This is a genomic window from Pseudomonas sp. FBCC-B35 (genome assembly GCF_059133755.1).
The window spans coordinates 4,384,872-4,396,431 of record NZ_CP101439.1 but is presented as its reverse complement, the minus strand read 5'-3'; the positions used below and the strand labels follow the sequence as shown (position 1 = coordinate 4,396,431).

Annotated in this window: 10 protein-coding genes; 3 read left to right on the top strand and 7 right to left on the bottom strand. The window is 62.1% G+C overall.

The window, feature by feature from the left end:
* Positions 1–51: 51 nt before the first annotated feature.
* Both NMB38_RS20055 and NMB38_RS20050 read right to left on the bottom strand, forming a co-directional pair.
* On the bottom strand, positions 52–762 hold the full coding sequence (locus tag NMB38_RS20055) for a 3'-5' exonuclease (protein WP_027913589.1): 711 nt from the start codon (positions 760–762) through the stop codon (positions 52–54).
* Complete coding sequence (locus NMB38_RS20050; protein ID WP_027913590.1) at positions 759–2,696, bottom strand: DUF294 nucleotidyltransferase-like domain-containing protein; 1,938 nt, start codon at positions 2,694–2,696, stop codon at positions 759–761. The genes NMB38_RS20055 and NMB38_RS20050 overlap by 4 nt, the downstream gene beginning before the upstream one ends.
* A 209-nt stretch (positions 2,697–2,905) precedes the next feature.
* On the opposite strand from NMB38_RS20050, the gene NMB38_RS20045 reads away from it, so the two are divergent.
* A complete protein-coding gene (locus NMB38_RS20045) occupies positions 2,906–3,358 on the top strand; it encodes a response regulator (RefSeq protein WP_027913591.1) in 453 nt (150 codons plus the stop codon).
* 67 nt (positions 3,359–3,425) lie between these two features.
* Here the strand turns inward: NMB38_RS20045 and NMB38_RS20040 are convergent, their stop codons facing one another.
* A complete protein-coding gene (locus NMB38_RS20040; RefSeq protein ID WP_027913592.1) occupies positions 3,426–5,603 on the bottom strand; it encodes a malate synthase G in 2,178 nt (725 codons plus the stop codon).
* Between the two features lie 444 nt (positions 5,604–6,047).
* On the opposite strand from NMB38_RS20040, the gene NMB38_RS20035 reads away from it, so the two are divergent.
* Positions 6,048–6,566 carry a glycine cleavage system transcriptional repressor gene (locus NMB38_RS20035; RefSeq protein ID WP_027913593.1) on the top strand — a complete coding sequence of 173 codons (519 nt, stop codon included), beginning with the start codon at positions 6,048–6,050 and terminating at the stop codon, positions 6,564–6,566.
* A gap of 245 nt (positions 6,567–6,811) precedes the next feature.
* Here NMB38_RS20035 and rarD read toward each other — a convergent pair whose 3' ends face one another.
* The 4 genes from rarD to NMB38_RS20015 form a co-directional block, all read right to left on the bottom strand.
* Entirely contained in the window at positions 6,812–7,699 is an 888-nt protein-coding gene (gene rarD, locus NMB38_RS20030) for an EamA family transporter RarD (protein ID WP_490805776.1), read from the bottom strand.
* A 62-nt stretch (positions 7,700–7,761) separates the two neighbouring features.
* Positions 7,762–8,736 (bottom strand): serine/threonine protein kinase, encoded by a 975-nt coding sequence (locus NMB38_RS20025; protein WP_028686641.1) that lies wholly within the window; start codon positions 8,734–8,736, stop codon positions 7,762–7,764.
* Positions 8,737–8,832: 96 nt separating this feature from the next.
* Positions 8,833–9,597: a TOBE domain-containing protein gene (locus tag NMB38_RS20020; RefSeq protein ID WP_049695360.1), complete on the bottom strand. Its 765-nt coding sequence runs from the start codon at positions 9,595–9,597 to the stop codon at positions 8,833–8,835.
* Positions 9,598–9,679: 82 nt separating this feature from the next.
* Positions 9,680–10,414 (bottom strand): ComF family protein, encoded by a 735-nt coding sequence (locus NMB38_RS20015; protein WP_286928542.1) that lies wholly within the window; start codon positions 10,412–10,414, stop codon positions 9,680–9,682.
* Positions 10,415–10,501: 87 nt separating this feature from the next.
* On the opposite strand from NMB38_RS20015, the gene bioB reads away from it, so the two are divergent.
* Positions 10,502–11,560, top strand: a complete 1,059-nt coding sequence (bioB, locus tag NMB38_RS20010; RefSeq protein ID WP_104926581.1) for a biotin synthase BioB — start codon at positions 10,502–10,504, stop codon at positions 11,558–11,560.

Below are 11,560 nucleotides of genomic sequence, written 5' to 3'. Positions count from 1 at the left end.
CTAGCCCGCTACCGCCATCACGTAGTAAGGGCCGGGTGCCTGACCCGTTGCCTATAGGCCGTGGCGCTGGGCCATCCGACGTCGCCAGTTCTGCAGGCATTGCTCAAGTTGCGCCGGGCTCTGGATGTGCTGGCGGCGCGCCTGGCTCAACAGAATCAACGCCAGCTCTGCGGTTACCTGTGCGTCGGCGCTGGCGTGATGACGCGCTTGTACCTGCAGCTCGAAACGCGCTACCCAGTCATCGAGACCGGCTTCTCGCAACACCGTGTCGGGATTGAGCATGGGTGCCAGCTCGGCCACATCGAGGAAGGGTATTTGCAGACGATGACCCAGGCTCTGTCGGAGGGCCCGTGCCAGCATGCGCTCATCGAACGGCGCATGGAAAGCCAGCACCGGGCTGGTGCCAATGAACTCGAGCAGGTCAAGCAATGCGTGCCCTGGGTCGCAGCCCGCTGCCAGGGCGCTTGGGCCCAGGCCGTGTATCAGGACGCTGGGGTTGGTCTTCTGCTCAGGTCGGTACAGGGTCCGCTCGAACTGCTGCGAGAAGTCCACTGCCCCGTCCTCGATGGCCACTGCGCCTATGGACAGGACTTGATCGCGGTTGGTGTTCAGGCCACTGGTTTCCAGGTCAAGTACCACCCAGCGCTGCTCGCGCAGGGTGCAGGTGCCAAGCGCGGTGGGTAGGGGCAAGGCCGCCAGGCGTTCGCGCTGCGAAAGCGCCAGTTGCGGAGCTTGGGGGCGCAGCCATGCGAAGAAGCTCACAGCTGGTACCTCATGGCCAGGCTGCTTTGCAACCGCTGAGCCTGGCGCAACGACTCGCGCAGGATGCGCCGGTCCAAGTGGTTGAGGCTGTCTGGGTCCAGGCGGTTGGAGTAGGCCAGGTTGTCGCGTGCCTGGCGTTGATGTTGCTGCATGCGGGTCTGCTGGATGAAATGGTACGCCTCTTCGTAGGCGGCGCCGTCCAGGGGATCGATCACACCCTTGACCACCAGTTGGCGGATGCGCTCCAGGGTATTGCAAGCACCGATCCCATGGGCCAGCGCCAGCACACGTGCGCCATCGACGAAGGGCGTCAGGCCCTGAACCTTGAGGTCCAGGGTGCCAGCCTTGTCAGTGCCCTGGCGTGTCAGCACGAAGTCGCGCAGACGCCCCACAGGCGGGCGTTGGCGCAGGGCGTTGTCAGCCAGCATGCGTTGGAAGATACGGTTGTCGGCTATCTGCGTCAGCAATGTGCTGCGCAACGCCTCGCACGTGTGTTCGTCGCCCCAGACTACTCGCAGGTCGAAGTAGATGCTCGAGCCCAGGAGGTTCTCCGGGCTTGCGTCACGCACGAAGCCGGCAAAGCGCCGTGACCACTCGCTGTGCGACAGGCACAGCGCAGGGTTGCCGGCCATGACATTGCCCTTGCACAGGGTAAAACCGCACTGCGCCAGGCATTGGTTGATGTACTGCGCCAACGGTAGCAGCCGCGCCCGGATGGCCTGCGCTTCGGTGTCATCGGCTGCGTCGAAGAGGATACCGTTATCCTGGTCGGTGTGCAGGGTCTGCTCGCGCCGCCCTTCACTGCCAAAACAGAGCCAACTGAACGGCACCCCCGGATCGCCACGTTCTGCCAGCGCCAGTTCGATGACCCGGCATACCGTGTGGTCGTTGAGCAAGGTGATGATCTGGGTGATCTGCGTAGAGGAGGCACCGTGGGCGAGCATGCGCTCGACCAACTGACTGATTTCGCCTCGCAGGGAAACAAGCGTGTCCAGGCGCGGCGCATGACGAATGGTACGCGCCAGGTGCACAAGGTCCACCCGCTGCAGGGAAAACAGATCGCGCTCGGACACCACCCCACACAACCGCCCGCTCTCCACCAGGCACACGTGCGCGATATGCCGCTCGGTCATCGCCATGGCCGCATCGAAGGCACTCGCCTGGGGGCTCAGGTAGAACGGTGCGGCGGTCATGTGCCGTGCAATGGGTGCACCCAGATCGGCATCGGCTGCGGCAACCACCTGGCGCAGATCGCGCAAGGTGAAAATGCCCGTCGGCTGGCGCTGCCCATCGACGATCACGATCGAGCCAACCTGCTGCTCATGCATCAGCCGCACGGCTTCGCGCAGCGGTGTCTCGGGGGCGCAGGCCACGGGGTGACGCATGGCCAGTTCGCCTAGCGGTGTATTGAGGGAATACTGGGTGCCCAGGGTTTGCACCGCCTGTTGACGGACCTGTTGGTTGACCTGATCCAGAAGACTGCTGACCCCTCGCAAGGCGAAATCGCGGAACACCTCGGAAAGGGAAAAGACGCGGATGAATGCCGCCTTGTTCAGTTGCAGGCAGAAAGTGTCGTCACCGGCCAGGTGCTCCGTACGCGTGGCTCGCTCGCCGAGCAAGGCTGCCAGTGGAAAACACTCGCCGTGGGTAATCTCGAACGTGGTTTCGACGCCGGGTTTGACCAGGTGCTGCCGCTCACCAACCACGCGGCCCTGCTTGACGATGTAGAAGTGCTCGACCGGCCCGTCGCTTGGCTTGATGATGCTTTCGCCGCTGGCGTAGAAGCGCAGCTGGCACTGCTCGACCAAGTAGGCCAGATGGCTCTGCTCCATCTGGTTGAAGGGCGCAAAGCGCTGCAGGAATTGCAGGGTGCCCTGGATGTTTTGCAGCACTGCCGTTCTACCCGCTTGCTGGTAGGCGTCTTTTTTGCTCATCGACCTGACCGTATCGCTACGCCGAACTATATATATCTATCTATAGGGTCGGCTTTGTTGTTTTCGGCATTCATGGTCGGCCTGCAGAGGGCGTGGTGCCCATTGGACGTAAGTCTAGGGCACGAACACGTCAATAATCCGACGAAAGGTAAATTGTGTGTCGGAGAATCTGCGGTCTTACCAGTAGAGCGAATGGATACGAGACGACCATGTCCGAGCACACCGACATCTTGAGCGACGCAGAGCGTGCGGCACTCGCTGCTGTGAGTGCGCCGCCGCCTGCCCGGCCGGTAGTGCTCGTGGTCGACGATAATCCGGTCAACAGCGAAGCCTTGATGTTGTATCTCAAAAGCAAGGGTATCGACGGCATGACGGCCGATGGCGCCCAGGAGGCGCTGTTCAAGCTCCATTGGGAGCCTCGCATCGCGCTGATGATCACCGACCTGCGGATGCAGCCCGAGGATGGGCTGTACCTTATCCACAAGGTGCGCGAGATGCAGGAAGCGGACCGGGCTGCGCTTTCGATCATCGTGGTATCAGGCGATACCGATGTGAAAGAGGCCGTTGATGTCATGCACCTGGGGGTTGTGGACTTTCTGTTGAAGCCCGTCGACCTGGCGAAACTGCTCGAACTGGTGAAGCGCGAATTGAAGCTGGCCTGATGTGCAAGCGGGGCCCGAAGGCCCCGCCGATCAACGCTGCAAGCAGCTCACGCTATACGCCGGTCGTTCAGATCCCGTTGCGTGCCTTGAACTCACGGCGACGGCGATGCAGCACAGGCTCGGTGTAGCCGTTAGGCTGCTTGGCACCTTCGAGCACCAGCTCGACTGCCGCCTGGAAGGCAACGTTGTCGTCGAAGTTGCCCGCCATCGGGCGATACAGCGGGTCGTTGGCGTTCTGCTTGTCGACCACTGCCGCCATGCGCTTGAGGCTTTCGAGCACCTGCTCCTGGCTGACTACACCATGTCGCAGCCAGTTGGCCAGCAACTGGGCGGAAATGCGCAAGGTGGCGCGGTCTTCCATCAGCCCCACGTTGTTGATGTCGGGCACTTTGGAGCAACCCACACCCTGATCGATCCAGCGCACCACGTAGCCCAGGATGCCTTGGGCATTGTTGTCCAGCTCGTTGCGGATTTCCTCGTCCGACCAGTTGGGGTTGGTCGCCAGCGGAATGGCCAGGATGTCATCGACCGAAGCCGGTGTGCGCGAAGCCAGCTCGCGCTGGCGCGCCTGCACATCCACCTTGTGGTAGTGCAGGGCGTGCAGGGTGGCTGCCGTCGGCGAAGGCACCCACGCGGTATTGGCACCGGCCAGCGGGTGAGCGATCTTCTGCTCCAGCATGGCGGCCATCAGGTCGGGCATGGCCCACATGCCCTTGCCGATCTGCGCACGCCCTTGCAGGCCGGTGGCAAGGCCTACATCGACGTTGTTGTTCTCATAGGCGCCGATCCACTTCTCGTTCTTCATGGCGCCTTTGCGCACGACCGGGCCTGCCTCCATGGAGGTATGGATTTCGTCGCCCGTGCGATCGAGGAAGCCCGTATTGATGAACACCACGCGCTCGGCAGCGGCCTTGATGCAGGACTTGAGGTTGACCGTTGTGCGGCGCTCTTCGTCCATGATGCCGACCTTGACGGTATTGCGCTGCATACCCAGCAGGTCTTCGACCCGGCTGAATATCTCGGCGGCGAACGCCACTTCCTCCGGGCCATGCATCTTCGGCTTGACGATGTACACACTGCCGGTACGGGTATTGCGGCGGCTGGTGGTGCCGTTGAGGTTGTGCAGCGCCATGAGGTTGGTGAACAGACCGTCCTGGATACCTTCCGGGACTTCGTTACCCTGCGCGTCGAGGATGGCCGGGTTGGTCATCAGGTGACCCACGTTGCGTACGAACAGCAGCGAGCGACCATGCAGCGTGACGCTGCCCCCGTTCGGCGCTGCGTACTCGCGATCGGGGTTCATGGTGCGGGTGAACGTCTTGCCGCCCTTGCTGACGCTTTCGGCCAGGTCACCTTTCATCAGCCCCAGCCAATTGCGATACACGATCACTTTGTCGTCGGCGTCGACTGCCGCCACGGAGTCTTCGCAGTCCATGATGGTGGTCAGTGCCGATTCCATCAGGATGTCCTTGACGCCTGCGGCATCGGTGCTGCCCACCGGGGTACTGGCATCGATCTGGATTTCGAAGTGCAGGCCATTGTGCTTGAGCAACACGGCAGTGGGGGCGTTGCTGTCGCCGTGGAACCCGACCAGTTGGGCGTCGTCACGCAGGCCCGTGTTGCTGCCGCCTTTGAGGGTGACGACCAACTGGCCGGCCTCGATGCGATAGGCCGTGGAGTCGACGTGCGAGCCAGCAGCCAGTGGTGCCGCTTCGTCGAGGAAGGCACGGGCGAAGGCGATCACTTTGTCGCCACGTACCTTGTTGTAGCCTTGCCCCTTTTCGGCGCCGCCTTCCTCGCTGATGGCGTCGGTGCCGTAGAGCGCATCGTACAGCGAGCCCCAGCGGGCATTCGCGGCGTTCAGGGCAAAGCGTGCATTCATGACCGGTACCACCAACTGCGGACCGGCCATGTGGGCGATTTCTTCGTCCACGTTTTGCGTAGTGGCCTGGAAATCGTCGGCTTGTGGCAGCAGGTAACCGATTTCCTGAAGGAAAGCCTTGTAGGCCGGGGCGTCGTGGGCCTGGCCTTTGCGGGCCTGGTGCCAGGCGTCGATCTGGGCTTGCAGCTCGTCGCGCTTGGCGAGGAGGGCTTTGTTCTTTGGAGCGAGGTCGTTGATGATCTTTTCAGCACCTGCCCAGAACTGCTCGGCGATGATGCCGGTTCCGGGGATGGCTTCGTTGTTCACGAAGTCGTACAGGACTTTGGCGACCTGAAGGCCACCGACTTGAACGTATCCAGTCATTGCTTGCCTCACTCTGCTCAGCTATTTCGCTCTTTTGTATTGAGCCTGTAGCGCTTCTCCTCGCACGGCACCAGTGCATGCCTCCGGTACAAGCCCGGACGCGGCTGGGTGCGGTTTGCCTGCCTGACAGCAAGCAACGTGCATTCTTCACAGGCGCCTCGACAGACCTTCAAACGACGTTGTGTAGTCCGCGCCCACGGATACTACATGAAGCAGCCGGCTGGGCACTATCAGACTAAAAGCGCCGTCAGGCGACCTGTTGGTCGCACAGGATCCTGCAAGGAAGCGCCATGTTCGCAAAAAACGGAGTGATTGTTCCAGATAAATCTAAAAACAGTACACGATTTATAAGGAGGATTGCCCTGCGGCAGGTTGACGCGCCTTGCCTATACTGTGGCGACACCTTGGCGCTGTATGGCCTGAACCCCACTCGAGGAACATTCCGTGGAACATCTTGTGCTTACCGTGATCGCCCCGGACAAGGCCGGCCAAGTCGAGCGGATCGCCCAGTGCATCGCCGACTTCGAGGGTAACTGGCTGGAAAGCAGCATGTCGCGCATGGCTGGGCAATTTGCCGGCATCCTGCGGGTGGCAGTGCCGGCGGATCGGTATGACGCGTTGGTGGACGCGCTCGGGGCATTGTCCGCACACGGCATTCGCGTGCAACTGGCCGAAAGTGGCAGCGAGCCTGCCCATGCATCCAAACCCTTTGGCATGGAGCTGGTAGGTAACGACCGACCAGGGATCGTGCGGGATATCACCCGTGTGCTGGCCGAGCTGAATGTGAACGTCGAACGGATTGCCACAGAGGTGCGCCCGGCACCGATGAGCAACGAACCCCTGTTTCATGCCGAGGCCCTTCTGGCATTACCCGCGTCCCTGCCGCTGGAGCAGCTGCAGCAACGTCTGGAAGCGCTGGCCGATGACTTGATGGTGGAGTTGCGGTTGCGCGCGGATGAGTAAATGCGGCTCGCCACTGCCGCAGACTCTGGCAGAGGTTATCCCGATTTAGAGAGGACGGCCTTGTGGATAAGCTGGGGCTATCGGGTCCCAGCGCCCGGCTTGCAAGGGCTGCAGAGATTTGATCGAAAATTGATCAATGTAGAGAGGTTGTGCACAAACGGCGGGGACGAGGGTGTGGATAAGCTCTGGAGATGTCTCTGCAGGCCATGTATATCAAGGCGTACAGAGACATGATCGTTTTTTGATCAGCGATTTTTACGCAAACTCCACCACGCATCGACGCTGTACAACGCCAGCCCTGCCCAGATGAACATGAATGCCGTAAGCGTGCTTGGGGATAGATGCTCGTCGAACAGCCAGATGGCCTGGAGCAAGACCAGCGTTGGCGCCAGGTATTGCAGAAAGCCCAGCGTGGTGTAGGGCAGATGCCGTGCGGCAGCGTTGAAACACACCAGCGGCACCAGTGTCACGGGGCCTGCAGCCATCAGCCACAAGGCCTCGCTTGTGGTATAGAACTCACCTTGCGCGCTCATCGCGCCGGGGTGCAGCAGCAACCACCCAAGCGCCAGCGGTACCAGCATCCAGGTCTCGACAACCAGGCCGGGCAGGGCCGCCACGGGGGCTTGCTTGCGAATAAGCCCGTAGAACCCGAAGGTCAGCGCCAGTGCCAAGGATACCCAGGGCAGGCTGCCCACCTGCCAGACCTGTTGCATGACGCCGAGCGCGGCCAGACCGACCGCCAGCCACTGCAAACGGCGCAAGCGCTCGCCGAGAATCAGCATGCCGAGCAGCACGTTGATCAGCGGGTTGATGTAGTAGCCAAGGCTGGCCTCGAGCATGCGTCCGTTGTTCACCGACCAGACATACGTCAGCCAATTGGCTGCGATCAATGTGCCGCTCAATGCCAGGATGGCCAAGCGCCGCGGGTTGTCGCGCAGGTCGCGCCACCAGCCGGGGTGTTTCCAGAAGGCGAGCAGTATCGAGCCGAACAGCGCTGACCACAGCACACGGTGGACGATGATCTCCACGGCGGGGACGCTTTGGATGGCTTTGAAGTACAGGGGGAACAGGCCCCAGATGATGTAGGCACTCAGGCCCAGTAGATACCCGCGACGCGGGTTTGCAGCGTGCATGCAGAGTCCTTGCTTAAGATGCTGATTAACGGCAGCTATTGTAGACAGCGCCGACGGTCGATCTAGAACAACTTGAGTGGGGCTTCATCGAGGGCGGCCATTTGCTCACGCAGCGCCAGAATCTGATCACCCCAGTATCTAGGCTGACCGAACCACGGGAAGCTGGGCGGAAATGCCGGATCGTCCCAGCGACGCGCCAGCCAGGCACTGTAGTGGAGTTGACGCAGGGCACGCAGCGGCTCGATCAACGCCAGCTCACGCGGGTCGAAGTCGTGAAATTCGTTGTAGCCCTCGACCAGCTCGGCCAACTGGCCCTGACGCTCATCCCGATTGCCTGCCAGCATCATCCACAGGTCCTGTACCGCAGGGCCCATGCGGCAGTCGTCCAGGTCAACCACATGGTAGATCTCGTCGCGGTGCATCAGGTTGCCCGGGTGCAAGTCACCGTGCAGGCGGATGACCTGGTGCGGGGTGCGGGCATAGATGGCTTCCACTCGAGCCAGTACATCGCGCGCGACCGATTCGAAGGCGGGCAACAGTTCCCGGGGCACGAACCCGCCTTTTAGCAGTGTGTCCAGTGAGGCGTGCCCGAAGTTATCCACAGCCAACGCTTCCCGGTGTTCGAACGGCCGGCTGGCAGCCACGGCATGCAGGCGTCCGATCAACTGGCCCAAGCGGTACAACTGATCGAGGTTGCCGGGTTCAGGGGCATGCCCACCACGGCGCGGGAACAGCGTAAAGCGAAAGCCGCCGTGTTCGAACAGCGTGTTGCCTTGATGCTGCAGGGGCGCTACCACCGGCACTTCGCAGCCGGCCAATTCGGCCGTGAAGCGGTGTTCTTCGACGATGGCTGCATCGCTCCAGCGACCGGGTCGATAGAACTTGGCGATCAAGGGCTGCTCGCCCTCGATGCCCACTTGGTAGACGCGGTTTTCATAGCTGTTGAGTGCCAATACCCGCGCATCGCTGAGAAACCCCAATGATTCCACGGCGTCGAGCACCAAGTCGGGGGTGAGTGTGGCGAACGGGTGGGACATGATGACTCCGGCGGTAGGCAGCGTGGCCCCCATGTTACCGCGTTGGCCACCGAGGCGCCGCAGGGCACTCGGCCATGTGCCAAACGCCGTTACAGGTCAGGCCGGGATACCAATCACCACATCGGCGGCCGAGAACTGCGCACGCAGGGCGTTGCCAACGGTCACCTGGTGCTCTGCCAGCCAGGCCGGTTCGGCGAAGGCGCACAGGGTCTGACCATTGCCAAGCGCAAGGCGCACCTCGTGGGGGCCATCGGTGCCCGTCAGAATCGAGTCCACGGTCACCTGCAGGCAATTGTGCTGTTGATCCGCCTCGTCGCTGTGGCCCAGCAGGCGCACCCAACCTGCCTTGAGCAAGGCCACCACCGTCGTGCCCAAGGTCAGCCCAAGGCGCTCGGTGCTGTCATGAGTGATCAAGGCTTCGATCTGCAGCCCCCCACTCAGTGCAAGGCCGACCCGGTCATGCCACCCCACGCGATGAAGGGCGCTGACCTGGCCTTGCAGCTGATTCCGGGCGCTGGTGCGCAGCATCAGGCGACCGAGCAGGTCAAGGTCGCTCACATCATCGGTGGCTTCGAGCAACTGAGCTTGCAAGGCTTGCAGGCGCTGATACAGCCGCAGCACCCGTTCGCCTTCGGCAGACAGGCGTGCACCGCCGCCGCCGCGCCCGCCAGTGCTGCGCTCTACCAAGGGGCTGCTGGCCAGGTTGTTGAGTTCATCGATCGCATCCCAGGCAGCTTTGTAGCTCATGCCGGCAGCCTTGGCGGCGCGGGTGATGGAGCCCTGCTCGGCAATGTGCTGCAAGAGGGCCACGCGCTGTGGGCGGCGGGTAATGTGATGGGTCAGTGGGGCAGGTAAGGGCATGGGCATCCGACCGGTTCGGTGATGGGCCAGTGTACGGGGTGGGCGTAGCGTACCACTGCGTCGCCGCCACTGGCCTGCACGCTCATGCATAGCCGGGCTTGGGTGTGCGTGCCAGGCAGTAGACGTCTACACGTGCGGCACCTGCCTTGCGCAGGACCTGTGCAACAGCCTGCGCCGTCGCGCCGGTGGTCAGTACATCATCGACGAGCGCGACATGCTGGCCGTGCAGGCCACCGCATACGGCGAACGCCTGACGCAGGTTGCGCCATCGAGCCTTGGCGCTCAGATGCTGCTGGGCCGTGGTGTGGCGGGTGCGTACCAGCAGGTGTTCGACGAAAGGCACTGCCAGTTGCCTTGACCACCAACGCGCCAGCATCGCAGCCTGGTTGAACCCCCGTTCACGCAGCCGGCGCCGTGTCAGGGGTACAGCAAGCAGCACGTCGGGGCGGGGCAGGCCTTCGGCATAGTGATGGCTCAGCGCATGACCGGCAATCTCAGCCATCAGGCGTCCCAGCGGCCACTGACGGTTGTGCTTGAACCGACTGATCAGGGTGTCCACCGGAAATGTGAAATGCCAGGGTGCCAGAACCCGTTCGAATGCTGGCGGCCTGCGGTTGCACTGTCCGCATTCCATGCCTGCCATGGCCAGAGGCAGGGCGCACCGTGAGCATTGGTCATCAGCCAGCCAGGGCAGTTGTTGTTCACATGGCTCGCATAGCGCGTAGGGCTGGAGCGCAGTGGCACCGCATAGTGCGCATATTTGGTTAACTAGTGACCAGTTGTAGACCAGCCTCTTAAGCTTAAGTTGACAGTTCATGGGCCTTCCCTGACTATTTCGGCTATCCGTGAAGCGCGGGCGTTCTCCTTGCCCGGCGCCTGCTAGAGCCTAAACAAGGAAACGCCGATGAGCGCCAGTACAACTGCAACAACACGTCACGACTGGTCCCTGGCCGAGGTCAAGGCGCTGTTCCAACAGCCGTTCAACGACCTGATCTTCAACGCCCAGGCTGTACACCGTGCGCATTTCGACCCCAACCGGGTGCAAGTCTCCACCCTGCTGTCGATCAAGACCGGTGCCTGCCCCGAAGACTGTAAGTACTGCCCGCAGTCCGGGCACTACAACACCGGCCTGGAAAAGCAGAAGCTGATGGAGGTGCAGAAGGTGCTCGAGGAGGCCGCGCGCGCCAAGGCCATTGGTTCCACGCGCTTTTGCATGGGCGCTGCGTGGAAGCACCCTTCGGCCAAGGACATGCCCTATGTGCTGGAGATGGTCAAAGGGGTCAAGGCCATGGGCCTGGAAACCTGCATGACCCTCGGCAAGCTCGACCAGGAGCAGACCCAGGCGCTGGCCCAGGCGGGCCTGGACTATTACAACCACAACCTCGATACCTCCCCCGAGTTCTACGGCAGCATCATCACTACGCGCACCTACGCCGAGCGCTTGCAGACCCTGGCCTATGTGCGCGATGCCGGCATGAAGATCTGCTCTGGCGGCATCCTCGGCATGGGCGAGACGCTCGATGACCGCGCAGGCCTGCTGATTCAACTGGCCAACCTGCCTGAGCATCCGGAGTCCGTGCCGATCAACATGCTGGTCAAGGTGGCCGGTACGCCGCTGGCCGACGAGGCCGACGTCGATCCGTTCGACTTCATCCGCATGCTGGCAGTGGCCCGTATTCTCATGCCCAAGTCGCACGTGCGCCTTTCGGCAGGCCGTGAGCAGATGAACGAGCAAATGCAGGCCTTGGCATTCCTGGCCGGTGCCAACTCGATCTTCTACGGTGAAAAGTTGCTGACAACGGCCAACCCGCAGGCCGACAAGGACATGCAGCTGTTCGCACGCCTGGGAATCAAGCCTGAAGCTGGTGAAGAGCACGCCGATGAAGTCCACCAGGCTGCGATCGAGCAGGCGCTGGTCGAGCAGCGCAACGATGCGTTGTTCTACGATGCAGCTTCGGCCTGA

Coding starts and splice junctions, on each gene's coding strand:
- NMB38_RS20050 (WP_027913590.1), bottom strand. CDS start 2,696: ATGAGCAAAAAAGACGCCTACCAGCAAGCGGGTAGAACGGCAGTGCTG.
- NMB38_RS20045 (WP_027913591.1), top strand. CDS start 2,906: ATGTCCGAGCACACCGACATCTTGAGCGACGCAGAGCGTGCGGCACTC.
- NMB38_RS20040 (WP_027913592.1), bottom strand. CDS start 5,603: ATGACTGGATACGTTCAAGTCGGTGGCCTTCAGGTCGCCAAAGTCCTG.
- rarD (WP_490805776.1), bottom strand. CDS start 7,699: ATGCACGCTGCAAACCCGCGTCGCGGGTATCTACTGGGCCTGAGTGCC.
- NMB38_RS20025 (WP_028686641.1), bottom strand. CDS start 8,736: ATGTCCCACCCGTTCGCCACACTCACCCCCGACTTGGTGCTCGACGCC.
- NMB38_RS20020 (WP_049695360.1), bottom strand. CDS start 9,597: ATGCCCTTACCTGCCCCACTGACCCATCACATTACCCGCCGCCCACAG.
- NMB38_RS20015 (WP_286928542.1), bottom strand. CDS start 10,414: ATGAACTGTCAACTTAAGCTTAAGAGGCTGGTCTACAACTGGTCACTA.
- bioB (WP_104926581.1), top strand. CDS start 10,502: ATGAGCGCCAGTACAACTGCAACAACACGTCACGACTGGTCCCTGGCC.